Genomic DNA, 25,187 nt, shown 5'->3' with positions numbered 1-25,187 from the left:
AGTTGCATCGCTCCAATTTGATCCGAAAGGCGCCGCTCTCACGCGGCGCCTTTTCACGTGTCGTCTCGCGCCGTGCGGGGTTTCACACGAACGCCATACGCGCGCTTTATGCACCGCACCGTGCATATCTGTACTGGTCCAATCCAAAATTGACCCGATCCACGATTCGCCTATATCAGCAAAGCTATGGGGACTTCGATTGGTTAGGCAGAGTCATGCCGCGTATTCTCGTGGTTGATGACGATCCGATGGTCGGCGCGACCATCGAGGTCCTCCTCCAACGCCACGGCTTCGACGTCACGTTGACTGACGGCGGCGAGACCGGGCTGGCTGCGCTCGAGGCGCAGACCTTCGACGCGATGCTGGTCGATATCTTCATGCCGCATATGCGGGGCTTCGAATCGATCCGCATCTTCCATGAACGCGCGCCGACGATCCCGCTGATCGCGATGTCCGGCTACGCCTTTGCCTCGTCCGCATCGCCCTCGCCCGATTTTCTCCGCATGGCGCTCGAACTCGGCGCGACGCGTTGCCTGCGCAAGCCGTTCACGCCCGAGACGCTGCTGACTGCAATCAAGGAATGTCTCGACGAGGCGACGCCGGTGAAGGACAACAAATCCCCTTGATTGCTTCGCAGCGCGTCATTCTCGGTGCCGGACTTGCGATCCTCCTGATCATCACTGCGGCCTCGATCGGACTCGACGTCAAGTCGCGGTCCGACACGTCATGGGTCGATCACACCGTCGGGACGCTGAAGAAGATCTCGGACCTGCGCCTGCTCGTCCGCCGCGCCGAAAGTGCGGCGCGGGGCTTCGAGCTCTATCGCAGTCGGGCCTTCGACGACGAGTTCCAGGCGACGCGCGGAGCCATCGCGCCTGCGCTCGCCGAACTCAAGCGCGCGCTCGGCGACAATCCCGATCAGGTCGCGCTGCTTGAGGGCACCGAACCGCTGATTCTGCGCCGGCTCGATATCGCGGCCGAAGCGATGCGGCTGCGCGCCGCCAACGACGAGGCCGGCATCGCCGCGCTCCAGGGCAAGGCCGAAGGCCGCGGCCTGATGGAGGCGGTGACCGTAAATCTCGACCGGCTGACCGCGGAGGAAGACCGGCAGCTTGCCGCCCGCGCGGTGGAGTCGCGCCGCACCGGCATCGTCCTCCTCGGCATCGACGTCGCGGGCGCGATGCTGATCCTGCTCCTGGTCGCGCTGCTGTTGCGCGAGACGCGGCGCACCAGCTTCGCCCTGCAAAGTACGCTGCACGAGACCAGGGTTGCCAACGAGGCGTTGGAGGCGGCCGTCGCCGAGCGCACCGAGCACCTCGTCACCGCCCATGACGAGCTCCGCCTCTCGGTGAACGTGCTGCAAAGCACCTTCCACAGCATGGCGGAAGCCGTGCTCGTCATCGACAAGGACAGCAACGTCCTTCTGTCCAATCCCGCCGCCGAGCGCATGTTGCTGCATCGCGCCGGGATGAACCTGACGAGCCTGCCCGCGATGTCGGATGTTTTCCACGGCGACGGCGTGACGCCGCTCGCCCCTGGGGAGCTGCCGTCGGCGCGCGTACTGCGCGGCGACGAGTTCGAAGAGATGGAGATGATCGTCCGCCCGCACAGCGGCAATCCCGTCCGCCATCTCGTCATCAGCGGACGGCCGATGCGCGATGCGCAAAAGGCGATCTCAGGGGCGGTGCTGGTCTATCACGATGCGACCATCTCGCGCGAGACCGAGCGGCAGCTGCAGCAGTCGCAGAAGTTGGACGCCATCGGCAAATTGACCGGCGGCGTCGCCCACGACTTCAACAACATGCTGACCGTGATCTCGGGCAATACCGAGACGCTGGTCGGCAGCCTCAAGGAACAACCTGAGCTGCAGCGCGTGGCGCGCCTGATCGACGATGCCGCGCAGCGCTGCGCCGAGCTGATCCAGCACCTGCTTGCGTTCGCCCGCAAGCAGCCGCTGGAGCCGCGCGATGTCGACATCAACGCGGCGATATCGGACATCGTCAAGCTCCTGCGTCCGACCCTCGGCGAGCAGATCCAGATCGAGACCGCGCTCGAACAGGGGCCGATGACCTCGCATATCGATCCGTCGCGGCTCACCAACGCCGTGCTCAACATGGCGATCAACGCCCGCGACGCCATGCCCGACGGCGGCAAGCTGCTGCTCGAGACGCGCCGGGTGACGCTGGACGAGGCCTACGCGCAGGCCAACCCGGACGTCGCGCCCGGCACCTATGTGATGCTCGCGGTCAGCGACACCGGCAGCGGCATGCCGCCCGATGTGCAGGAAAAGGCCTTCGAGCCGTTCTTCACCACCAAGGAGATTGGCAAGGGCTCGGGGCTCGGGCTCTCCATGGTCTACGGCTTCGTCAAGCAGTCCGGCGGCCACATCAAGATCTACAGCGAGGCCGGCCACGGCACGACCATCAAGCTCTATCTGCCGCCCGGCGAAGCCGCGAGCGAGACGACGACCGGCGCGGCGCCGGCGGCGACCGGCGGCGTCGAGACCGTCCTGGTCGTGGAGGACGACAATCTCGTGCGCAACTTCGTCACCGCGCAGCTGCAAAGCCTCGGCTACAAGACCATCTCCGCCGCAGACAGCCACACGGCGCTGGCGCTCATCGACCGCGGCGAGCCGTTCGACCTCCTGTTCACCGACGTCGTCATTCCCGGCGGCATGAGCGGACGCGTGCTTGCACTGGAGGTGGAAAAACGCCGGCCGGGCGTCAAGGTGCTCTACACCTCCGGCTATACCGACAACGCCATCGTTCACCAGGGCAAACTCGATGAGGGCGTGCTGCTGCTGACAAAACCCTATCGCCGCAACCAGCTCGCCGAGATGATCCGCCTGGCGCTCGGCAAGGAGCCGGCGAATTAGGGCGAGCGGCTTTGATCTGCATCAACTACGAGGCCGGATTTCCAGCCGACCGTTGCCGCCATGCGTGGTGGTACGAGACCATCCTCCTGATCCGCCTTTCGCGTGTGAGATTGCAAGGATCGGCATGTGAACGACCTGCGCAACCGCGTTGTCCAACTTCGGCGCTTCGGCGGTCCCGAGCAGCTGGAAGTGGTCGACGCTCCCCTGCCGGAGGCGGGGCCAGGTGAGGTGCGGGTCCGCGTACTTGCCTCAGGGCTCGAATACACCGATACGCTGATCCGTCGCCATCTCTACCCGCAAACCGCTTCCCGCCGCCCACCGTTCGTCATGGGCTACGATGTCGTCGGGGAAATCGATCAGCTCGGCGACCGCGTGAGTGGATTTCAGCTTGGCGACCGCGTGGCCGACATGACGGTGCTTGGGTCGAATGCTGCCTACCGCACGCTCCAGGCGAGCCACTTGACCCCGGTGCCGGCGGGTCTTGACGCGGCGGAGGCCGCTACGCTGATCCTGAGCTGGATGACTGCCTACCAGCTCCTGCACCGCGCTGCGCAGGTGCGGCCGGGACTGCGCGTACTGGTGCATGGAGCTGCCGGTGCTGTCGGTCAGGCACTGCTCGTACTGGGCGGCATGGCCGGCCTTCAGTTGTGGGGCGGGGCCTATGGGAAACACGCCGCTCTGATCCGCGAGCTCGGGGCCACGCCGATCGACTATCAGCGCGAAGACTTCACGCGTATCCTACCCGACGGATTTGATGTCGTCTTCGACGGCATCGGGGACGACGGCTATCGCCGCTCGTTCGCGGCGCTCAGGCGCGGTGGCCTGCTCTGCGCCTATGGCTACTCGGCGGGCGTTCAGGGGCAGCGGCGCATGGCGACGATGCTGATGTGGATTGCACGCCTGTATCTTTGGAGCTGGCTGCCTGGCGGCAAGCGGGCATTCTTCTACTCCATCAACGCGATGCGGTTGCGACATCCCGGATGGTTCACGGAGGATCTGGCACGCCTGTTCGCCCTGCTGGCGAGCGGCGCTATTCATCCGCGCGTCGCCGAGCGGGTCTCGCTGGATGACGTCGTTGATGCGCATTGGCGGCTCGAAGCCGGCGGCCTCGAAGGCAAGCTCGTCCTTTGCCCGGAGCTCACGTCGCGACGCGACCAGCATGCCGCCTGACACGGCGCGCACCGTTAGATTGGCGCGTCGCCAGCACGACGCCGGCGAGGGTGAAGATCAGGCCGGGGCGAAGCGCGTCCGCATTCCCCGTTTTGTCGAATCATGCATGCGGTAACCCGGTGACAACGGCCCGGCTTGGCGCGGATCGGCGCGGTCGACCGCTAGCCAGGCGGGCATGGCTGCCTGTACCTTCCGTAGCACTACGTGAGTCCTGCTGACGCAATGCTTCCGGCCAAAAATAAACCCGCCCTGTGAACAGCGGGATGAAGCCTTTCCCCGATCACCAAACGCAAATTTTTTCGGTTGGGAATCTCTCAGGACTCACTGATACTTGCCTTCACAACAGGCGCGGCTCCGACCCCTGTTATCCCCGTCTTTCCACCATATTTAGTATTTGATTCAGGAACTCGCACTAGTTCTTGACGTGCGCAACGGAGAGTCCTAGCTTTCGGTCCGTTCGGCGCGAGTGTGTTTGCGTCCCGCCGGTCACTCCCCAAAGGGTCTACGCAAATGACCACTCCGCCAGCCGAAGGGGGCAGCGGGTGAAGGGCTTGTCTGCCCTTGATTTGCCGACTCTCGGGGGCGCTCGAACGGGCCGAAACAGGCCCGGAGCAAGCGTGGTGTGGTGGTGTTGAACGCATGTCGCGCGCATCCCCGAGGGGGCGGATGCGGGTGGACATGCCGGCGGAGGACGTGGTGCGCGCACCGGCCCTTCCGTCGGGAGAAACTGGGCCGGATCCACCGGCTGAACTGCGAAGCCTGAAGGCCGAAAGGCCGGGAGGAGTCGCGCAAGAATAACGACCCGGCACCGCCCGAACCGAGGTGGTCCGGCTAGAAATGGACGGGGCAAACTATGAAAATTGAGCGGCGCCACACCACAGTAGGACAGTCACCCTATGCCGGGATCGATTTCCGGCTGACCACGTCTGAGATTCGCAATCCCGACGGCTCTGTCGTGTTCAAGCTGGATAACGTCGAAGTGCCGACCGAGTGGTCGCAGGTCGCTTCAGACGTGCTGGCCCAGAAGTATTTCCGCAAAGCCGGCGTCGCCGCGCGCCTGAAGAAGGTCGAGGAGGAGTCCGTCCCCTCCTTCCTGTGGCGCTCCGTGCCCGACACCGATGCGCTGGCCGCCCTGCCCGAGAAGGAGCGCTATGTCAGCGAGCTCTCGGCAAAGCAGGTGTTCGACCGCCTCGCCGGCTGCTGGACCTATTGGGGCTGGAAAGGCAAGTATTTCTCGTCCGACGAGGACGCCCAGGCCTTCTATGACGAGCTTCGCTACATGCTCGCCATGCAGATGGTCGCGCCGAACTCGCCGCAATGGTTCAACACCGGCCTGCACTGGGCCTATGGCATCGACGGCCCCGGCCAGGGCCATTATTACGTCGACCCCTTCACCGGCAAGCTGACCAAGTCCAAGTCGGCCTATGAGCACCCGCAGCCGCACGCCTGCTTCATCCAGGGCGTGGGTGACGACCTCGTCAACGAGGGCGGCATCATGGACCTCTGGGTCCGCGAGGCGCGCCTGTTCAAATATGGCTCCGGCACCGGCTCGAACTTCTCCCGCCTGCGCGGCGAAGGCGAAAAGCTCTCCGGCGGCGGCCGCTCGTCCGGCCTGATGAGCTTCCTCAAGATCGGTGACCGCGCGGCAGGCGCCATCAAGAGCGGTGGCACCACGCGCCGCGCCGCCAAGATGGTCGTCGTCGACGTCGATCACCCCGACATCGAGACCTATATCGACTGGAAGGTGAAGGAGGAGCAGAAGGTCGCCGCCCTCGTCACCGGATCCAAGATCAACCAGAAGCATCTGAAGGCGGTGCTCAAGGCCTGCGTGAACTGCGAAGGCTCGGGCGACGACTGCTTCGACCCGGAGAAGAACCCGGCGCTCCGCCGCGAGATCAAGCTCGCGCGCCGCAACCTCGTGCCCGACAACTACATCAAGCGGGTGATCCAGTTTGCCAAGCAGGGCTACAAGGACATCCAGTTCGACACCTACGACACCGACTGGGATTCGGAGGCCTACCTCACCGTCTCCGGCCAGAACTCCAACAACTCGGTCTCGCTGAAGGACGACTTCCTGCGCGCGGTCGAGACCGACGGCGACTGGAGCCTCATTGGCCGCACCAACAAGAAGGTGATGAAGACGCTGCGCGCCCGCGACCTCTGGGAGAAGATCGGTTACGCCGCCTGGGCGTCGGCCGACCCGGGCCTGCACTTCAACACCACCATGAACGACTGGCACACCTGCAAGGCGTCCGGCGACATCCGCGCGTCCAATCCGTGCTCGGAATACATGTTCCTGGACGACACGGCGTGCAACCTCGCCTCCGCCAACCTCTTGACGTTCTACAACACCACGACGAAGCGCTTCGACGTCGAGGGTTACGAGCATCTCTGCCGGCTCTGGACCCTGGTGCTCGAAATCTCCGTGATGATGGCGCAGTTCCCGTCCCGCGCGATCGCCGAGCTCTCCTACGAGTTCCGCACGCTCGGCCTCGGCTACGCCAATATCGGCGGCCTGCTGATGACCATGGGCCTGCCCTATGACAGCAAGGAAGGCCGCGCGCTCTGCGGCGCGCTGACCGCCGTCATGACCGGCATCACCTACAAGACGTCGGCGGAGATTGCGGCCGAGCTCGGCACCTTCCCCGGCTACAAGAAGAACGCCGCGCACATGCTGCGCGTCATCCGCAACCACCGCTGCGCCGCGCACGGCCAGAGCTCTGGTTACGAGGCGCTCAGCGTCAACCCGGTGCCGCTCGACCACGCCTCCTGCCCGCAAGCCGACCTGGTCGCGCATGCGCAGGCGGCCTGGGATGCGGCGCTGGAGCTCGGCGAGCAGCACGGCTATCGCAACGCCCAGACCACGGTGATCGCGCCGACCGGCACGATCGGCCTCGTCATGGACTGCGACACCACCGGCATCGAGCCCGACTTCGCGCTGGTGAAGTTCAAGAAGCTCGCCGGCGGCGGCTACTTCAAGATCATCAACCGCGCGGTCCCCGCAGCGCTGCGCGCGCTCGGCTATCGCGAGAGCGATATCGCGGAGATCGAGGCCTATGCCGTCGGCCACGGCTCGCTGTCGAACGCCCCCGGCATCAACGCCTCGACGCTGAGGGCCAAGGGTTTTACGGATGAAGCGATCGCCAAGGTCGAAAAGGCCCTTCCGACCGCCTTCGACATCAAGTTCGCCTTCAACAAGTGGACCTTTGGCGAAGATTTCATCCGCGACCAGCTCGGCATCGGCGCGGAAGCGATCGCGGCCCCCGGCTTCGACCTGCTGCAGGCCGTGGGTTTCACCAAGCGCGAGATCGAGGCCGCCAACGTCCACATCTGCGGCGCGATGACGGTGGAAGGCGCGCCGCACCTGAAGGCCGAGCACTATCCGGTGTTCGACTGCGCCAACCCCTGCGGCAAGATCGGCAAGCGCTATCTGTCGGTCGAGAGCCACATCCGCATGATGGCAGCCAGCCAGCCCTTCATCTCGGGTGCGATCTCCAAGACCATCAATATGCCGAACGACGCCACGGTGGAGGACTGCAAGTCCGCCTACATGCTGTCGTGGAAACTCGCCCTGAAGGCCAACGCGCTCTACCGTGACGGCTCGAAGCTCTCCCAGCCGCTTAACTCCCAGCTCATCAGCGATGATGAGGACGAGGACGATGCGGTCGAGGCGATCTACGAGAAGCCGATGGCCGCGCGTGCCGCCCAGGTCTCCGAGAAGATCGTCGAGAAGCTCGTCGAGCGCATCATCGTGATGCGCGAGCGCGAGAAGATGCCGGATCGCCGCAAGGGCTACACCCAGAAGGCTGTTGTCGGCGGCCACAAGGTTTACTTGCGCACCGGCGAGTATGACGACGGCCGTCTCGGCGAGATCTTCATCGACATGCACAAGGAAGGCGCGGCGCTGCGCTCCTTCATCAACAACTTCGCGATCGCGGTCTCGCTCGGTCTGCAATACGGCGTGCCGCTCGATGAATATGTCGATGCCTTCACCTTCACCCGCTTCGAGCCGGCGGGCCCCGTGCAGGGCAACGACAGCATCAAGTACGCGACCTCGATCCTCGACTACGTCTTCCGCGAGCTGGCGGTGAGCTACCTCAGCCGCTTCGACCTCGCCCACGTCGATCCCAACGAGACGGGTTTTGACGCACTCGGCAAGGGCGTCGAGGAAGGCAAGGAGCCGGATGACGAGGGCGGCCACCACGCGACGAAACTCGTCTCGCGCGGCCTCACCCGCTCCCGCACGGATAATCTGGTCGTGATGCGCGGCGGCTCGGCCACGGTCTCCTCCGGCAACGACAGCGCCCCCGCCGGCGGCCACCGCGTCACCGCCCTGCACGGCGCAGGCGCCCGCGCCGGCGATACGATCGAAGGCGCCGTCGCCCTGAAACAGGAAGCCAGCCACGACCTCTCTCCGACAGAGAAGCTCGAGCAACTCCAGTGGAGCAAGGCCGGCACCGCGCAGACGATCGTCCCCACCAAGGCCGAACGCCGCGCGGAAGCGAAGGCCAAGGGCTACGAAGGCGAGATGTGCAGCGAGTGCGGCAACTTCACGCTGGTGCGGAACGGCACGTGCATGAAGTGCGATACGTGTGGCAGCACGACGGGGTGTTCGTGAGGCGGTAGATCATCGCTACGATCGTTATGCCCGGGTTTCGCCCGGGCATCCACGAAGGGCGGCCGAAAGGCCGCCCTTTTGCTTACCCGTGGTGCCGCTCAAACGGCCATAGATATCAGATACATCGTCAAACCTAAGGCCGTCTGGCGCTTACTTGCAGCACCTCGGTAGGATACGATACGTTAAACGCCCAAAACGCGCTGGAATGACGATGGCAAAAACTGAGCCGCACACGCTTCGTTTGACTCGGCTTAAACTGACAAACTGGCGCAATTTCCAGTCGGCAGATGTTCTACTGGCGAAAAGGGCCTTTTTCATCGGCCCGAACGCATCGGGCAAGTCAAACCTGCTGGATGCTATTAGGTTTCTCCGCGATATTGTGAAGCCCATTGCGGGTGGCTTCAGCACTGCGCTCGAAATACGCGATGGCTTGCGCGCCGTACGGTGCCTTCAGGCTCGGCGCGTGAGCTACGTGGAAATTGACGTCGACATCGGAAATGACGAGCATCCAGCATCGTGGTCATACCGCATCCGTTTCACGCGGTTCGGTAGAGAGCAGTTTCCGAGCGTTGAGGAAGAAGAAATTAAGAAGGATGGAAAGCTTGTCCTCGAACAGAGGAGGTCTGCGGATACGTCCGAACCCTTTAGGTTCAGCCAATCGTTGATTCAGCAAGCGACGAATCAAGCCAAATTTCGCGAATTGGTCGAATTCTTCAGTTCTATTCGTTATCTCCATGTAGTTCCACAAATCGTCCGAGATCCTCGTCGGGCCCTTGATCGAACGGAAGATCCCTACGGCGGCGATCTCCTAAAGAGAATAAACGAGACAACTCCTCGTACGAGAGAGGCTCGCCTACGCCGAGTGGCTGAGGCGCTCAAAATTGCTGTGCCCCAATTCGTTGACCTAAAGCTCGACCACGACAAGGAGGGACGACCGCACTTGAAAGCTGGCTTCAAGCACTGGCGGCCGAATCCGACGTATCAAACTGAAGAAGTCTTTTCTGATGGCACGCTCCGATTGATCGGCTTTCTTTGGTCTCTGGGGGAAAAAGACGGTCCCTTGCTTCTCGAAGAACCTGAGCTTTCGCTGCATCCCGATGTAGTGCGACAACTCCCCTCGATGATCGCACGAATGCAAAGACTCTCGGGAAGACAAGTCTGTATGACCACGCACTCAGATGCGCTTGTTGGTGCGGACGGTGTTGGACTGCATGAGGTACATCGGTTGATTCCCGGAGAAAACGGCACGACCATTGAGACCGCCGGAAACAATCCGCAAATACGCATTTTGGTCGAAAGTGGATTGTCGGTGGGTGAGGCGGCCATGCCCCTGGCGCGCCCCAAGGGCGTCGAGCAACTGTCATTGTTCGATGCAGTCGGCCCCTGAAATTCATTACCTTGTGGAAGGAGATACGGACGCTGCGGTCGCTCGGCGGCTTATTCTTGCTTGCGGCGCGATACCAGGCATGGAGCGCGTAACTCGTGGGAAGGCGAGATTTGCATCCAATCTCCCCAAATACAACGCTGCCGCGGCTCACTACCCTTGGTTGGCGATCCGTGACTTGGATCATGATGCGGCGTGCGCGCCCGCCCTTGTCCAAATGGCATTACCAAAGGTAAGCCCACTAATGTGTTTCCGAATTGCCGTCCGTGAGGCAGAGGCTTGGTTATTAGGAGATCGTGAAGTTTTGGCTCGATCGCTGGGAGTATCGATTTCACGGGTCCCAGATCGGCCCGAGACGTTAGCCGATCCGAAGCTCACTGTCGTAAATTTGGCTCGACACTCAAAGAAACGTGCCATCCGCGAAGGACTGGTCCCTGCGCAAGGCTCAGGCATCCCGGCTGGTCCGGAATATGCCGCATGGATCATCGATTTCGTGCAAAGCGAATGGGATCCGCTCCGCGCGATCGCAAGCAAAAGCGTTCCCTCCTTGGAGCGGGCATTTGGTGCCATACAGCGGTTGGTCCAGTTGGCAGCCGCGAAATTGGATGCCGACCGCTAAAGCGAGCTTGGCCCGTAGGACGGGCGGAGCGAAGCGATACCCATCAATTGCCCGATGCCAACTGATGGGTTTCGCAAGAGCTCAACCCGTCCTACGCTGGCGTCCTCGCCTTGGCGAACGCCTCTAAATCCATCCAGTTCACGCCCCAGAGATGGCCATCGGGGTCCTCGAAACTGCGGCCATACATGAAGTCGTACTCATCCACAGGCGACGGATCGATCACGCCGCCGGCGCGCCCGGCCCTGCTGACGACATCGTCGACCTCGGCGCGGCTGTCGGCCGATATGCAAAGCAAAACCTGGCTGGTGGTCTTGGCGTCGGCAATTGTCTTGGTCGTGAACTGCCGATACTTGTCGTGGGTCGTCAGCATCGCATGGATCGTGTCGGAAAAGACCATGCATGATGCCGTGTCGTCGGAAAATTGCGCGTTCTTGACGGCACCAATCGCCTGATAAAAAGCGGTCGCACGCGCGAGGTCGCTGACGGGCAGGTTGATGAAGATCAGCTTTGCCATTTGGTGGCGGGCTCCTGTTGCTTCCGTTCCGAGGACGAACTGGCCACAACGGTCCCGACACAGCCTCCAAATTTTTTATTCTGGATTTGAGCTATCCTGTCTTACGGATCGCACCTTACCATAAGCAAGCGCAGCGCGTAGGACGAGTCGAGCGAGGCGATACCCATCAAACTCGGCCAAGTGATGGGTTTCGCAAGGACTCGACCCATCCTTGTATTAGCCCGATCTCTTATGATGGTGCCGTTCCGTGAGGAATGGCCCAGCCCGGGTGACGGCCCGAGCTGGGTCGCCGTTCGATCGGATCGGTACCCATCGAAGCCTTAAGGGCTGTCCGACGTAGCGAGATCGCGACCGGCACTTCATCGGGACCCGAATGGTTGAACGAACTTGAGGTTCGCATAACAAGGGAGGGATCGACGAAGATGGGCAAGCATACCACGACCTGTGCCGGGGTCGATACCGGCAAACGGAAGCTTGATGTGGCGATCGAGGGCCGCCGCGAGCAGTTGCAGGTGGAGAACACGTCGGAAGGTCACGAGGCTTTGTTGGCGTGGCTGCGACAGCATCGCGTCAAGCGCATCGGCATCGAGGCGAGCGGCGGTTACGAACAGCCTGTCGTCGCTGAACTGCGACGCAAGCGGTTTGTGGTTGTGGTGTTTCAGCCGGCTCAGGTCCGGGCCTATGCCAAATTCCACTTGCGGCGGGCCAAGAACGATAAGATCGATGCTGCTCTTATCGCAGCTTGCACCGCAGCGGTGCGGAAGATCCATGCCGCTCCCGATCCTCGGTTGCGGCCATTCGCCGAGCAACTGACCATGATCGATCAGATCGGCGAGGATATCGCGCGCCTCAAGAACAGGATCGAGAGCTGCCGCAATGTAGGGATTAACCAGCTCTGGCATGAGGATATCGCGCGTTTGGAACAACGTGAGAAGGCCGCACTCAAGGCTCTGGTCGCCTCGATCTGCAAGCATCCCGACCTTGCCAAGAGGCTTGCGCTGATCAACAGCGTCGACGGCATCGGGCTGCCGACCGCCGTTGCCATCCTGGTGCGTCTGCCTGAGATCGGCCGGATCACACGGGAGCAAGCTGTCGCTCTCGCCGGACTTGCGCCCTATGACGACGACAGCGGCGACCAGGTCGGGGTTCGGCATATTGAAGGCGGACGAAAGCGGCTGCGTCGCGCCCTTTATACCGCTTCACTGGCTGCATCGTTTCGATGGAATCCACAGCTCATCGAGCTCTACCGCAGGCTGACCGCAGCCGGAAAGGAACACAAGCGCGCGCTCGTTGCCTGTGCCAGGAAGATGCTCATCTGGCTCGCGGCACGCCATGGTGCGGCGAACCGCCGGTGCGATCCTTCTCTGTTTCTTAGTTGGACCGGGACGAGTTTCTTCGTCCCGACCTACGGCCTCTCACGACGCCGCGCGCAGCGTCCGTCAAGGCTGGCCGTCGCTCGCCAGAACTCACCTTATCTGCCGCCAGGCCACGCCTTGACGGACGCGAGTACGGCGTCATCGTGGCGGGCTCGGATGATCAAAAGGGCGTAGAACACAGCCACCATTTAATGGTTGCTACACGCAGTGGCCGATCACCACATGCCACAGAATGCGATCGTTGTTCACCACCAGTATGGCCACCGCCACCCCTCATAGCGCACCCACGACGACTCCAGCGGCGGGCCGTATGGATCGACCCGGTCGTCTTCAGGGCGATAACGATATCGTGGAACAACATTATAATCCCACGGAGTTGGCCTGAGCACGGGCACCGTGACAACAAGCCTCTGCTGTGGTTCACGAACGACTTGAGCCTTCCGCGCCCGGGCTTCCGCACCCGATATCCCAAGGTTGGACAGCACCAGGGCCGTTCCGAGCACACACGCCACGGTCATTATCTTCATGCGTTTGCCTCCTTCCCAGAGAGTGCTAAAGGACGCAAAGCAAGGCAAGCTAATTCGCTCTCGACTTGCCTGAATGACCGCTGTCGGCTCTGGTGAGGCGAAAGCGATACCCATCGGCATCGGCTCAGTCATGTGACGGGTTTCGCAAGGGCTCGACCCACTCCTCGCTCCCCCAAACACCCATGCCAAGAAAACGCATTCGCCTCCTCCCTCGCCTCCGCAGTGTCCGGCGGGGCGTTCGTTGGGCGCGAAAGAGGTTCGCGCGCGCGCCGCGGATGGTTCGGATCGCGGGCAGCGTGGCGATCCTGCTTGCGGTGGTCGTGCTGGTGAACCTCGTCTATCACGTGATCCGCAAGCCGACCGAGCTGTTTGTCTTTGTCGGTCACGGGCTCGACAAGGAGCCGGCCGAGAATTGGCGGCAATATGGGCCGCTCTTCCGTCGCTTTTCCACCGATACGATCACGCCCGAATTGCTGGCCGCGCTGGCGCAGGTCGAGAGCTCGGGCAATCCGGTGGCGCGCACGTACTGGCGCTGGCGATTGAGCCTCAATCCCCTCGCGATCTACCGGCCCGCCTCCAGCGCCGTCGGCCTCTACCAGATGACCGATCCGGCCTACGCCGAGGCCGCACGGTTCTGTGTCCGCGGCAACGCGGTCACGGAGACCGGCTGCGGGTTCACCAGCCTCTATATCCGCGCGATCCCGAGCCACGCCATCGAGCTCACATCCGTGTATCTGGATCGCAATGTGGCTGATGTCCTCGCCCGCGCGGGCGACGTGAGGGCCAGCGCGCAGCAGAAGCAGGATCTGGCTGCCTTCATCCATCTCTGCGGCGCAGGTCCCGCCACAGCCTACGCCCGCCGTCACTTTCAGATGATTGCCGGCGAGCGCTGCGGCGATCATCTCGTTGCCGCCTATGTCTCGGGGGTCAACGCGATGAAGCGGCAGTTTCAGCGCCTTGCGGCGGATAACGGCAATTAGCGCGCAGGACTTCCTACCTGATCTTGGCCAGGCACTCCTTCAGACGCTCCAGCTCCGAACGCACCTGCGCCTCCATCGCGTCCTGCAGTGCGAGTGTGCCCCTGCTGGACAACTCTGCGGAGGCCTTTCTGTCCAGGTTCTGCTTCCAATCCCGGATTGCTTGCTTGGTGGCCCTTTGAGCCTCCGACGTCGCCTTCAGGTACTCCTTCATGCAGGCATCGGCCATTGAGCATGTCTGGCAGTCCTCGGCGGCGGCCGGACTTGAAAGAAGCAGGACGAGTATCGCAGTAAGGACCCTCATTGCTCTTCCTCCCGCGACAGCATAGCACATCGCAGGGTTGCCAAGGGGAGCAGCGCGCGGCTGTTTCGGCGCCAGACGTCTTGAGCGATCGGGCGACGCTCCGCTGGAGCGCAACCGTGTGCCGAGGTCGCCATAAATTCTCCCTCACGCTCGCGTTGTCTTGATCAGGACGGCGGCGGGACCTATTCTTTCTACATCCTCGGACTCGCACTCATTCCGTTGACGCAAGACTGAACGGAGAGCGCATCGGTGCCTCAGACGAACGACCCCAAGCCGGACGATTGCAAGCCGGGCGATTCCAAGCCGGACGATTCCAAGCCGGACGATCCGCAAGGCCCAGAGCGCGCCGATGTCGAGCTGGCGCGGGCCCATGAACGGATCAAGAGCGCCAATGAAGAGCTTGCTCGGCTCGACCGATTGGTCTCCGGAATGGAGCGTGGCAGCGACAGCCCACCGATGCGCCAGGAAAAGGCCGCCGCGGAACCAAGCGATGCAAGCGTGGTCAAGGCGCCGGCGGCGGAGAGCAAGATCCGCCATCGGGGCCTGACAGGGGACAGGCCCATGCTGCGAGCCTTCGTTGGCCTGTTGCTGGCGATAGGTATCCTTGGTGCTGCGTTCGCTTCGCAATATCGCGATGAGGCCAGGGCGATCATGGCGCGATGGGCCCCGCCAGTCACGACGGCGCCCCCGGAGACGTCCGGGCTTCGCGCTCCGGCGAAATCGCCGGCTGTCCGGGTGGCGGCTGCCGATGAACAGCCTTCCCTGCCAGCGCCTCCGAGCCATAAGGAAGCGGACGATGTTCCATCAACCGGAACCAACACAGCCCCCAGTTCGACGTCCACCAATCCAGCATCCGGGAATTCGGCATCTGCCGATTCGACTTCCGCCGAGGTGGCGCAGTCGCTCAAGACCATCGCGCACGACCTTGCGAGCATCAACGAAAAGCTCGAGCAACTGAGAAGCAGTCACGAGCAAACGCTTCGCGACCATGCCAACGCCATTCAACAGCTCAAGACGACGCAGGAGCAAACCGCCCGCGACAACGCGCGCATCGCCGAGCAGGTCCAGGCGCTGCAAACGCAGCTTGCCGCCTCGTCCGCGAAACCCTCCGCACCGGGCTTGATGAAGCAGAATGTTGCAGCCCCGCGCCAGCACGTCCCTGCACCCGCGCCCTGGCGGCCCAAGCGGCCGCGAGCACCCTGGATGGCCCCGCCGGATATGGTCGAACCCTGGGGGTATCCTCCGGATTGGTAAGGTGCACAACGGTGGACACCTCTCCCTCCGGGAGAGGTGCATCCCTGGGATCACAGCGTTCAGTCAAAACTCATCACGCTTTAGGCGATTTTCTTGCTCCGCAGCCCTTCGTGCGGGTGTCGACGATCGCCACGTCGATTCGACTTGCGAACGTAGGTGACGAGCGCCTCGGGGTTCTCGAGCTTGATCCTGAGCGCCGCGACCAACGCGTCCTCGGCATCGATCGTGAGCGCCTTGGCGCGTGTCCCGAGCTTCAGCCCGACCGTATACGACGTCATGGCAGGTCCCTCGATTCAGGCGCCAACCCTACCGCAACTGGCGCCCCTGCGAAACCTGCAAGCTCCCTCAGCGAGGCCGACACCAGATCACGCCTGTTCTATCAGGATCGGCGAACCCAGTTCTTCGAAACGAAAGAGCGTAAAGACCCGCTGGCCGTTGAAGTCGAGGACTCTCAAGTCATCGGTCTCGTGCAGATTGCTTTCGACCGCCTGAAAGTGCCCGCCGTAGCGCGCTCTCGCGAGCGACAGAGGGACCTCAAACCCGACGAACTTGCCGATCCCTTTTTGCCTGAGCACCTCGAGCAGCTTCTGGTCGCGCAAGGACTGGTGCGAGGTGAGAATGAGCAGCGGACCGCTCGCCGTGAGCAGCAAAAGCGATTTCATAGGACACTCCTGCGCTGTTAGGACTGAACGACGCAGTCATGCGCAGTCTAGAGCATGATCCGGAAAAGTGTGAAGCGGTTTTCCCTCGCGACAAACGCGGAACGCGTTTGCGCGGAGATCATGCTCAAACAATAACCTAAAGCGCGATGACGATTCATCCTAATCTCATCGCGCTTTAGTTTAGCGCGTTGGATGGCTGGAGCGAAGCCTCCCTGTCAGTTGCGGCGCTTGTGGAACCAAACACCCATCAAAGGTTTGAAATAAGCTAGTCCGTTATGGGTGGCACTGACGAGTTGAGAGGCGAAAATGGTCCTGATGGGACTTGGCGCGCTGCTCATCATCGGCGGACTCCTGTACATGGCGCGCGTCACGATTTGGCGAGGACCGCTTAGTGGCCAGGATTCCGCTGGGGACGTTCGCGGCACGCTGGAGCCGCCGCGGCGCGGTCTGCGCTTCCTTGGCTTCAAATCGAACTGGCCAGGAGTTCTTCTGATGGCCCTCGGCGCAATGCTGATGGCATCAGGCGCCAACTTCTAGCCACGGCCATGCGCACGGCAAAAGATTTCAATCGCTACTATGAAACGCCTGACCCGTGGGGCTACGCAGGCGCGACATTCAGGGACAAGGTGCTGCGCCGGCGCCTGACGCGGTCCATTCGCAAGAAATCGGTTCTCGAGCTTGGTTGCGGCGAAGGCCACCTCACCCAGGTGATTTTCCACAGGGCACGATCGGTGACGGCCGTCGACATCAGCGACGTCGCGATTGCCCGTGCGAAGGCGTTGAATCTACCAAATGCCAGGTTCGAGACCGCCGATCTCCTGGACACGTCGTTTGGCGGTTACGACGTCATCACGGCCATCGAATGTATCTACTATCTGTCCCATGAGGAGCAGGGAGCATTCCTGGCGAAGGTTGCCAGGGAACACTCCGGCAAGTTGCTTTGGCTTTCGGGTCCAATCATCGACTATCAGAGATACTTCGGCCACAGGCGATTGATGCTCGAATTCAAGACGCTCGGATTCACCGTCATCAGATTTTACAATCTGTCGGTCTACTGGCACCCGCTTTCAGCTCGAATTGTCGGCAAGCTCCTCAAGCTGCCGCTTGGCTACAGGCTGCTGGATCGCCTCCCCGAACGGATGATCTACCAGAGACTGTACGCCCTGCGAGCACCGTAGGCGCATTTCCTCGGCTTCGTAGGGGGTAGCGCCACTTCTCTCAACGCCCGGACAGCAAAGAGGCGGGTTACGCTCCGCTAACCCGCCCTGTACGCATCGTGCACATCAGTTCGATTGCGTCACGCCGCCTTTGCGGCATTCTCCGGCTGCGCCGTTTCCATCGCGCGCATGTAGAGATCAAGCAGGGTTTCGCGCTCGTCGCGCTCATTCTGATCCTGCTTCCTCAGCTTGATGATCTCCTTGAGGATCTTCACGTCGAAACCGTCAGCCTTGGCTTCCGAGAAGACCTCCTTCTTCTGCTCGTTCAACTCCTGCAATTCGGTATCCAGGTTCTCGATCCGCTCGACGAACGATCGAATTTTTCCGCCGGGTATGGTGATGTCGGTCATGGTGCCTCTTTGTTGAATGAGGCGATGAAAATGACCGCAAACGAATGACCAATGTGTTAACTCAGGGGTCCCGCACAGCACGCGGGAACCCCGCGATGGGTCTCGCGAGGGGCTCAACCCATCCTGGGTTCTAGTTCTGTAGCGTCCGTCAGTACCCTGACTTTGTGCTCGAGCCGGTGGTCGACTTCGTGCTCGCGCCAGTGGTTTGACCCGGAGCGTAACTGGACGCGCCGTGGCTGGCCTTCTTCGAGGTCTTTGCGTGGTGCATCGCATGGTGCATCCTATGTCCGGGAGCGTAGCCCGAAGCGCCCGGCTCACCTTTCTTGGAGCCCATTTGCTGCATTTCGTGTCCGGGCGTCTGGCTCGATGTACCCTGAGCGAACACGGCCGGTGGTGCAGCCATGACTAAAGCCGCAGAGAGCGCGATGATCTTTGCTTTCATGCCGTCCTCCTCCTGACGATAAGCCCCCGCAGTTCAACGAAATGAACCCAGCGCCCGTTCCTCTGAACGAATATTCATAATGAGTGTGCGAGCGCCGCACGCCACCCACGCCGAGCCGCCGACGCCTTTGCATGGGGTTGTTTTCGAGATTTTGGTTGGCCGCCCTACCCGGCCACCCCTCAGGGGATCTCGTACACCGACACCCTGTCCGCGATGCCGCTCAGCGCCACGCTGCGGCGCGTCGGTATCAGCCCGCCGGCCTCGAGCAGGGTTTTCGTGTCGACATGCTCCACCACCTGCTCCGTCACCACGATTGCGCGTGAGGCGGCAAGCCCCTGGACGCGCGAGGCGATGTTGACGGTCTGGCCAAAATAGTCCTGCTGGCCGTTGAGCGTGACCGCCAGGCACGATCCCTCGTGGATGCCCATCTTGAGCAGCAGGCCCTGATACTGGCGCTCGGCGCCGAGCTCGCTCATCGCCTCGCGCATGCGGATGGCGGCGGCAATGGCACGGTCGGGCGTCTCGAAGGTCGCCATCACGGCGTCCCCGATGGTCTTCACGATGGCGCCCCGCTCCGAGGCGATGATCTCCTGCAACAGGCGGAAATGCTCGTTGACGAGATCGAAGGCGACGAGATCGCCGACATGCTCGTAGAGCCCGGTGGAGTCCCGCAAATCCGAGAACAGGAAGGTCAGGCTGAGGATTTTGAGGCGCTGGCCGATGGCGAGCGTGTCGGTGCGGTAGAGATCGCGGAAGGTCTGGTTGGTGAGGAGGCGTTTTGCGGTCAGCGCCGGCTTGCGCCGCGTCAGGAGAGCGTCGAGCACGGGGTTCGCGACCCACACCGCCGGCAGCACGCGGCCGTCGGTGCGGTTGTCCAGCGCGAGCCGCAACGGCCCGGGGCGCAAGGTGATCGCCTCGGCGGGCGTCTCGGCCTTGTTGAAGATCATCGAGAGGTTTTGCCGTTCGCTGGTTTCCTCGCCCTTGATCTGGAGGAACTGGGCGGTATGCGTCACGGGATCGAACACGATCAACGTGCCTTCCGGCACATGCAGGGACAGGATGGCCCGCTCGCCCGGCGGCAGATCGAAGGTTTCGAGCGTGACCTCGCGCAGCAGCGTCTCCAGATCGGGCGGAAGATCGATGGCCGAGCTCCAGAAGATCTGGCGATAGTAGTCGGCCAGCGACAATTCGTCGGGATTGTGGGCCGCGATCTTGCGCACGCGCGGGCTGATCGTGAAGGTCACCTCGACGAGATTGTCGAGCGTCGTCTCATAACCCGCGGCGCAGAAGGCGCAATGATAATGCGGGCTGTTGAGGGTCTTCAGGCTCTTGTTGGCGGAGAGAACGCCGGCGCAGCTCGGGCAGATCACGCTCCACGTCATCTCGGCCATGCCGAGCTGCACCGCGTGCAGCAGCCCCGCGACGACGCGCTCCTCGTCGAGGCCGGCACGCGCCGCGAGGTCCAGCGCGTTCATGCGGTTCAAGGCATGGTCCGGCGCCTCCCGCACCATGCGCTGGAGCATGTCGACGACGCCTTCGTCGGCCGACTGACGCAACACACCGAACAGGGTTTCGATTTCGCTCATGCGATGATGTTACCTTGGGACATACGGGCGAACCCCAACCCCGCCCCTCATCAAGTATGCGTGGCAAGGCCATGCACAAGCGGTATCGGGTGATTGCTGCGTCGCGATGTCAGCACGTTTTTCCGCGCCTCGCCGGGGTGGTGCGACCTGTCCGCCGTGGCTCGAAGAGCGCAGGCGGAAGCGGGCCGGAACTTCCTCTTGATTTACCTGGCTACGAACCTACGGTGCGCCTCGCCCGAACGGGCCTAAGAGGATGACGATGACTGACGCCACGAAATGCCCCGCTTGCAAGTCCGAGCATGCCTATCAGGATCGCGATCTCTGGGTCAGCCCGGAATGCGGCCACGAATGGGGCACCGCTGCGGATGCGGTCGCGGAGGCCGCGATCGAGGCGGGCGTGCGCGATGCCCACGGCAATGCGCTTGCCGATGGCGACGGCGTCATCGTCATCAAGGATCTCAAGATCAAGGGATCGTCATCGGTCGTCAAGGGCGGTACCAAGGTCAGGAACATCCGTCTCCAGGACGCCAGCGACGGGCACAACATCGCCTGCAAGATCGACGGCATTGGCGCGATGAACTTGAAATCGGAGTTCGTGCGGAAGGCGTAAAGCCGGCCGCATCGATGGATGCGAGGACGACCGTGAACGGCAATCGCTACTACGGAGTTCGGGTCGAGGGCGCGAAATATGGCGTCGGTTTTGGTTCGGCGCTCGCCATCGCGATCTCCTACACCAAGAACCATTCGATCCTGTGGGCGATCATCCACGGCATTCTGGGCTGGCTCTATGTGATCTACGCCGCCCTGTTTGGCTGATCGGCCTTTTCGGCCAAGGGATTCCTATTCAAGGGATTCCTCTTTACGAATACTTCGGACTTGCGGCATCAATCGCATCGCCATTGTCCGAAACGCGAGCGGCAGCCCGGATGGAGCGGAAGTGCAATCCGGGATTGTGGCCGACGGCACCATCGTACCCGATCTCGTGCTGCATCGCAACAATGCAGATTTCCGAGGCGGCGCGGACCGCGCATCCTGGAACGCTTCCATCGAGTCCGGCGTTCATCCTGCCAAATCTCATCACATGGCCGCCACGCCTGCGACAAGCCGCAATCGCGATTTCAGCGCAAATACGGCGGAGGCTCGCGGCTTCATCAATATTGGGGAGTAGCTTTGTAATGTTGAGCGCCGACCACACTAAGCCGACCGGAAAATCCGGCCAGCGGAACCGGAAGAAAAAGACGAGGCAGGCCAAGGCCGACGAGCAACAAGTGACCGCAACGGATCAGTTGCGGGATCCTGCGCCGGAAATTGGTGAAATTGGTCAAGCGACCGAGCTGGAGACCGGTATAGACCTCGATCCACAGTTCCCATCGACCGACGTCTCTGTCACCGAGACTGCAAACCCTCCGGCCGCTTCGATGGAACTCGTCCCGGTCAGCGTTCAGTCGATCGCAGATGCCTATGGCGATTACACCAGGAGGTCGCTTGAACACGCCTGGTCCTTCCTCGGGAAGCTGGCGAGCGCGCGCTCACCCGCTGAGGCGTTTGAGCTTCAGATGGAATTCGCGAAGCAGGCGTGTGAAACCTTCGTCGCAGAAACGCAGAAAATCGCCGACCTGAACAGCCAACTGGTCAAACAGAGGGTCGTCAATTTTGAGGGCTTCGTGGCCAGGATCACGCAGACCACGCTGGAAGTCCGTGCAACGCGCCACTAGCTGGCCGTCCCGTATCCGAGACCTCAAGGCCGCTCGCGCGAAAGAAAAGAGAGAGACCGCCCGAAAGCGGTCTCTCATCCCCCCGGATCAAGGGGACCGGATCCTGGGGGACCTAGGCGCTTACGGATACCTGCTCCTGCTCGGCGGGCTCCTCTTCCTCCTTGGAGGAAATGCTGCCCGCAGCTCCCATTCTGCGCTTCACCTGCTCGCACGTCTTGCGGACGTCCTCGGTGAACAGGGCGCATTCTTCGATCCTCTTGAAGATCTTGCGTCCTTCCTCACGGTAACCCGCGGCCGTTTCGCGCATATACGCTATCGCATCGTGCACCTGGGCCGTCAGCGCCTCACACTTTTGCGCTGCGCCGATCAACTCGGCTCCCATCGCCTCAATCTCTTTTGCAGCGGATTCATAGTCGCGAATGACCGCCTCTGCGCTGAGGGCGCCTACGCGCGTCACCCCCTCTGTGTGCTCGACATAGTCGGGCAATGCAATTGCAGCTAATGAACTTCCGTGGCGAACCGACGCAATGTCCGCCTCAAGTTGAACCAAGTTTACCGAGTCTTTTCTTCGCAATTGTTCGACACCTGCCATGAGTAGGTTCTCCCGATACGCGCCCCGAACAACCCCAACACTCGCAGTGTATTACGGGGGTAACTGGCCTTCTAATTGTATATGCTCTTGACCGCCTCAAGCTTGCCGTATTTTGACAGCGTCCCGCGGGACACCTACAGATGGTAGTTTTAGCAGTCGCTCAACCTGCTGGGGTGACGAGGCAAATCTCCTCCGATCCTGTTTGATGCGTGTGCGCGATCACCGTAAACACATGATCGACCGCCAGGCGAACCGCCGTCTCGACCGTCGCTCCCTTCGCAAGCCCCGCAGCCACGAGTCCCGACAAGAGATCCCCAGTCCCGCATGGCCGGATCGGCAGCCGCGCCGTCGCAATGCGCGACAGTTTTTCGTCCTGGCAGAGGATCGTCTCCACCTGCCCTGCTTGCGTGTCGGCGAGCGTGCAGCCGGTAGTGATGACGCCTCGCGGGCCCTGCGCCGCGATGGCGGCGCTCGCGACGACCAAGCCCGATGCGTCCTTGATTGCGATCCCTGTCAGCAGCTCCAGCTCGAACTGGTTCGGCGTGATGAAGGTCGCGGCCGGCACCAACCGCTCGCGGATCACATCCAAAATACCGTCGGCGACGTAGGCCTTGCCATCGTCCCCGATCACGGGGTCGCAGAGATAGATAAGGTTTGGATTTCGTCGCAGCGCGCGCGCGACGAAATCGGCGACGACCTCTGCGTTTGCCGGCGAACCGAGATAGCCGGTGAGAAGAACGCTTCCCCGCTCGATAAGGCCACGCTCCTCGACGCCGAGCAGGAGATCAGCGACCAGTTCCGCGTCCAGCACGCGTCCACGCAGGGTCGGATAGCGCGGATGGTTCGAGAGCAATGTCGTCGGCACCGCCGCGACATTCACGCCCGCCGCCTGCATGGGATAGACCGCGGCCGAGTTGCCGACGTGGCCGTAAACGACCTGGCTTTGAATGGAGATGACGAGCATGTGCGGGCGTAGGGTCCGTAGCTTCAGCTGCAACGATATCAGGTCGATTGCGCCACGACGATGATACCTTTCGCAACGGCGCAACCCCGTGACGCCCATCTGCGAGGTGAATGGATTGTAGTAGGGAAAGAAAAAGGGACTATAGTCCCTCCCCGCTGCCACACCGGACGTGCCGAAGTCCGCGATTTGTCAGGCAGCTTGCAGATGAGTGGAGCGAGACCCGTCAACCGCCTCACAGGAGCCGATGGGTTTCGCCAAATACGCGTTAAGCTTTCGCATTAACCGAAACTATAGGTTCCCTGCGGGAACTTACTTTTTCGTCACACGGCCGCAAAAAATTGACGTAAGGTTAGAGCGACCGGGCAGGACTTTGCATCTCGAACGGATTTTCAAGTCCCGGGGCTGGCTCTTGCCATACCAACTTTGATTGGCTCTGCGCATTCAGACTCAAAAGGCCGTTCCTCGGGCGGCCTTTTTTGCTCCTCGTCCCCGCGGACGTCATCTCCTGCGCACGTCATCATCGCGCAACCCATGTGAGTAGCGGGAACCGCATGGAACCCGCACGTGTCCCACGGGCAACACTCTCCCTGAAAAGCAGCGCAGTCGCGCTTTGTGCCATTGCGCGGCCACATCCTACCCCGAACAATTGCTGCGTCGCATGCTTGGCTGTTGCATCGGGTTCCGGCGGGAGCCTCTGGAGGCTGGGATGATGAACGATCAGCGCTCTCTCATCGTGGCGGTGTCGTGCCCTGCGGCGGTTCTTGCCGGCTCCTTTGCATTCTGGCTCGTCGCGGTCGCCCCGGGGGAGATCCAGAACAGCAGTGCCAACATCGAACTCCCCGCACCATCTCTGGCCGCGCAGACCGAAGTTGCGGATGTCCCGTGCTCTGCGAGCGTGAGCGAGCCTGTCACCGTGATCGGCGAGGTTCCGACGATCGCACTGCCGGCAGTGAGTACAACGACCGAGGTGGCGCCGACTGAGGCCGCAACCGAACCAGTCATCAAACTCGCGTCGGCCGATCCCGTGCAGATGCTGCCGGCGGAAGAGCCTCAGCAGCCCGTGAATTCAAGCGCGCCGAATGCGGTCGCTGCTGACGCCACGGAGACGCACGAGCCGGCCGTCACGCTCGCTACCGCGGATCCGGCGGACGTTCTGCCTGCGGAGACGCCGCCGTTCGCCGCAGCGAGCGCGAGCACGCCGGAACCCCTCGTTACCGACGCGAAAGCGATCGCGCACGAAAGTCCGGATCCGCTCGAAGCCGTCGATGAATGTCTCGTCGTCGACGTCTGCATCGACCGCTATCTCTGGGCGCTCTATCAGCGCACGCCCAAGGAAGACTCGATCAAGGTGCAGGACCGCCGCAGCGTCACGATCAAGCGGCGCGGCAAGATGGTGACGGTCATGCGGAGCTTCACCAAACTCGTCGACGAGGATTTTGCCTGGAAGGATCCGAAGGCAGCGGACAAGGCCGGCATGTCGCTGATGGACTATGTGATCGGCGGCATGGACCGCGGCTTCAAGCTGAAACTCTATCACGCGCTGCACGCGGCCGAGGCCGCAGGTCTGTCGCCCGGCATCACCAGCGCCTTCCGCGACGACTATCGCCAGTCGATCGCAAGCGGCCTGAAGGCCGCCTCCAACCGGTCGTATCACGGCGGTAGCTCTCGCGGCGGTTACGGCCATGGGCTCGCCGCCGATATCGTGAGCGTCAAGGGCGAGAACCGCGCGCAGCGCTGGGTCTCCACCGAAGTGCTGTGGAAGTGGGTCGATGCCAACGGCAAGGCGCTCGGCATCGGACGGCCCTATCTCGACCATGATCCGCCGCATGTCGGCCCGATCGACGGCCAGGAATACGTCTCTCGCCGCGGTGGCGCGACCTCCAAGGAGGCTGCAGCCGAGGCGAAGCCACACCGCAAGCATGTCGCCGCACGCGCGGCGCGAGGCAAGGCGAAACTGACGGCGGCGCGCGACGCGCGAAGCTCCGGGAAACAGCCGCAAGCAGCCAAAGCCTCAAAGGTGCGTACGAGCTGAGCCGAGCGG

24 protein-coding genes are annotated in these 25,187 nt (G+C 62.3%); 15 read left to right on the top strand and 9 right to left on the bottom strand.

Annotated elements, in window-relative coordinates:
• The first annotated feature begins 215 nt into the window (after window positions 1-215).
• The 5 genes from QA640_RS21940 to QA640_RS21920 all read left to right on the top strand — a co-directional run bounded on the left by QA640_RS21940 (window position 216) and on the right by QA640_RS21920 (window position 10,050).
• The gene (locus tag QA640_RS21940; RefSeq protein ID WP_283042658.1) at window positions 216-626 is read left to right on the top strand and encodes a response regulator; all 411 of its coding nucleotides are present in this window, start codon (window positions 216-218) and stop codon (window positions 624-626) included.
• The gene (locus QA640_RS21935; protein WP_283042657.1) at window positions 623-2,875 is read left to right on the top strand and encodes a CHASE3 domain-containing protein; all 2,253 of its coding nucleotides are present in this window, start codon (window positions 623-625) and stop codon (window positions 2,873-2,875) included. The genes QA640_RS21940 and QA640_RS21935 overlap by 4 nt, the downstream gene beginning before the upstream one ends.
• Before the next feature lie 126 nt (window positions 2,876-3,001).
• A complete protein-coding gene (locus tag QA640_RS21930) occupies window positions 3,002-4,045 on the top strand; it encodes a medium chain dehydrogenase/reductase family protein (RefSeq protein ID WP_283042656.1) in 1,044 nt (347 codons plus the stop codon).
• Window positions 4,046-4,898: 853 nt separating this feature from the next.
• The gene (locus QA640_RS21925) at window positions 4,899-8,663 is read left to right on the top strand and encodes a vitamin B12-dependent ribonucleotide reductase (RefSeq protein WP_283042655.1); all 3,765 of its coding nucleotides are present in this window, start codon (window positions 4,899-4,901) and stop codon (window positions 8,661-8,663) included.
• Between the two features lie 211 nt (window positions 8,664-8,874).
• Entirely contained in the window at window positions 8,875-10,050 is a 1,176-nt protein-coding gene (locus tag QA640_RS21920; protein ID WP_283042654.1) for an ATP-binding protein, read from the top strand.
• Window positions 10,051-10,757: 707 nt separating this feature from the next.
• Here the strand turns inward: QA640_RS21920 and QA640_RS21915 are convergent.
• Window positions 10,758-11,180 (bottom strand): VOC family protein, encoded by a 423-nt coding sequence (locus QA640_RS21915; protein WP_283042653.1) that lies wholly within the window; start codon window positions 11,178-11,180, stop codon window positions 10,758-10,760.
• Between the two features lie 422 nt (window positions 11,181-11,602).
• On the opposite strand from QA640_RS21915, the gene QA640_RS21910 reads away from it, so the two are divergent.
• Together QA640_RS21910 and QA640_RS21900 are read left to right on the top strand one after the other, a co-directional pair.
• Entirely contained in the window at window positions 11,603-12,730 is a 1,128-nt protein-coding gene (locus tag QA640_RS21910; RefSeq protein ID WP_283039038.1) for an IS110 family transposase, read from the top strand.
• Between the two features lie 535 nt (window positions 12,731-13,265).
• On the top strand, window positions 13,266-14,063 hold the full coding sequence (locus QA640_RS21900) for a transglycosylase SLT domain-containing protein (protein WP_283042651.1): 798 nt from the start codon (window positions 13,266-13,268) through the stop codon (window positions 14,061-14,063).
• 13 nt (window positions 14,064-14,076) lie between these two features.
• On the opposite strand, the gene QA640_RS21895 is transcribed toward QA640_RS21900, so the two are convergent.
• Window positions 14,077-14,364 carry a hypothetical protein gene (locus tag QA640_RS21895; RefSeq protein ID WP_283042650.1) on the bottom strand — a complete coding sequence of 96 codons (288 nt, stop codon included), beginning with the start codon at window positions 14,362-14,364 and terminating at the stop codon, window positions 14,077-14,079.
• 249 nt (window positions 14,365-14,613) lie between these two features.
• Between QA640_RS21895 and QA640_RS21890 the strand changes: the two genes are divergently transcribed.
• Window positions 14,614-15,618: a hypothetical protein gene (locus QA640_RS21890; protein ID WP_283042649.1), complete on the top strand. Its 1,005-nt coding sequence runs from the start codon at window positions 14,614-14,616 to the stop codon at window positions 15,616-15,618.
• 80 nt (window positions 15,619-15,698) lie between these two features.
• Here the strand turns inward: QA640_RS21890 and QA640_RS21885 are convergent, their stop codons facing one another.
• Together QA640_RS21885 and QA640_RS21880 are read right to left on the bottom strand one after the other, a co-directional pair.
• Window positions 15,699-15,896 carry a hypothetical protein gene (locus tag QA640_RS21885; RefSeq protein ID WP_283042648.1) on the bottom strand — a complete coding sequence of 66 codons (198 nt, stop codon included), beginning with the start codon at window positions 15,894-15,896 and terminating at the stop codon, window positions 15,699-15,701.
• A gap of 87 nt (window positions 15,897-15,983) precedes the next feature.
• Window positions 15,984-16,268 (bottom strand): cytosolic protein, encoded by a 285-nt coding sequence (locus QA640_RS21880; protein WP_283042647.1) that lies wholly within the window; start codon window positions 16,266-16,268, stop codon window positions 15,984-15,986.
• Window positions 16,269-16,586: 318 nt separating this feature from the next.
• Here QA640_RS21880 and QA640_RS21875 point away from each other — a divergent pair, with 318 nt between their 5' ends.
• Entirely contained in the window at window positions 16,587-16,817 is a 231-nt protein-coding gene (locus QA640_RS21875; RefSeq protein WP_283042646.1) for a hypothetical protein, read from the top strand.
• Window positions 16,818-16,825: 8 nt separating this feature from the next.
• The gene (locus QA640_RS21870; RefSeq protein ID WP_283042645.1) at window positions 16,826-17,458 is read left to right on the top strand and encodes a class I SAM-dependent methyltransferase; all 633 of its coding nucleotides are present in this window, start codon (window positions 16,826-16,828) and stop codon (window positions 17,456-17,458) included.
• Between the two features lie 119 nt (window positions 17,459-17,577).
• On the opposite strand, the gene QA640_RS21865 is transcribed toward QA640_RS21870, so the two are convergent.
• From QA640_RS21865 to QA640_RS21855, 3 genes are all read right to left on the bottom strand, one after another.
• Entirely contained in the window at window positions 17,578-17,847 is a 270-nt protein-coding gene (locus tag QA640_RS21865) for a DUF2312 domain-containing protein (protein ID WP_283042644.1), read from the bottom strand.
• A gap of 148 nt (window positions 17,848-17,995) precedes the next feature.
• Complete coding sequence (locus QA640_RS21860) at window positions 17,996-18,289, bottom strand: hypothetical protein (protein WP_283042643.1); 294 nt, start codon at window positions 18,287-18,289, stop codon at window positions 17,996-17,998.
• Between the two features lie 179 nt (window positions 18,290-18,468).
• On the bottom strand, window positions 18,469-19,875 hold the full coding sequence (locus tag QA640_RS21855) for an adenylate/guanylate cyclase domain-containing protein (protein ID WP_283042642.1): 1,407 nt from the start codon (window positions 19,873-19,875) through the stop codon (window positions 18,469-18,471).
• Window positions 19,876-20,134: 259 nt separating this feature from the next.
• On the opposite strand from QA640_RS21855, the gene QA640_RS21850 reads away from it, so the two are divergent.
• The 4 genes from QA640_RS21850 to QA640_RS21835 all read left to right on the top strand — a co-directional run bounded on the left by QA640_RS21850 (window position 20,135) and on the right by QA640_RS21835 (window position 21,590).
• The gene (locus QA640_RS21850; RefSeq protein WP_283042641.1) at window positions 20,135-20,485 is read left to right on the top strand and encodes a zinc ribbon domain-containing protein YjdM; all 351 of its coding nucleotides are present in this window, start codon (window positions 20,135-20,137) and stop codon (window positions 20,483-20,485) included.
• A gap of 32 nt (window positions 20,486-20,517) precedes the next feature.
• Window positions 20,518-20,691, top strand: coding sequence for a hypothetical protein (locus QA640_RS21845; protein ID WP_016840760.1), 174 nt, complete (start codon window positions 20,518-20,520; stop codon window positions 20,689-20,691).
• A 136-nt stretch (window positions 20,692-20,827) separates the two neighbouring features.
• Complete coding sequence (locus QA640_RS21840) at window positions 20,828-21,043, top strand: hypothetical protein (RefSeq protein ID WP_283042640.1); 216 nt, start codon at window positions 20,828-20,830, stop codon at window positions 21,041-21,043.
• Between the two features lie 7 nt (window positions 21,044-21,050).
• Complete coding sequence (locus QA640_RS21835) at window positions 21,051-21,590, top strand: phasin family protein (protein ID WP_283042639.1); 540 nt, start codon at window positions 21,051-21,053, stop codon at window positions 21,588-21,590.
• A 112-nt stretch (window positions 21,591-21,702) separates the two neighbouring features.
• Here the strand turns inward: QA640_RS21835 and QA640_RS21830 are convergent, their stop codons facing one another.
• Both QA640_RS21830 and pdxY read right to left on the bottom strand, forming a co-directional pair.
• On the bottom strand, window positions 21,703-22,182 hold the full coding sequence (locus QA640_RS21830; protein ID WP_283042638.1) for a hypothetical protein: 480 nt from the start codon (window positions 22,180-22,182) through the stop codon (window positions 21,703-21,705).
• Between the two features lie 160 nt (window positions 22,183-22,342).
• Window positions 22,343-23,146, bottom strand: coding sequence for a pyridoxal kinase (gene pdxY / locus QA640_RS21825; protein WP_283042637.1), 804 nt, complete (start codon window positions 23,144-23,146; stop codon window positions 22,343-22,345).
• Window positions 23,147-23,855: 709 nt separating this feature from the next.
• On the opposite strand from pdxY, the gene QA640_RS21820 reads away from it, so the two are divergent.
• The gene (locus tag QA640_RS21820; RefSeq protein ID WP_283042855.1) at window positions 23,856-25,178 is read left to right on the top strand and encodes a hypothetical protein; all 1,323 of its coding nucleotides are present in this window, start codon (window positions 23,856-23,858) and stop codon (window positions 25,176-25,178) included.
• The last annotated feature ends 9 nt before the right edge of the window (window positions 25,179-25,187 follow it).

Origin of the sequence: Bradyrhizobium sp. CB82 (genome assembly GCF_029714405.1) — a bacterium.
Taxonomy (GTDB): domain Bacteria; phylum Pseudomonadota; class Alphaproteobacteria; order Rhizobiales; family Xanthobacteraceae; genus Bradyrhizobium.
Note: the sequence above shows the minus strand (reverse complement) of the source record. Positions and strands in the feature narration are given on the sequence as shown.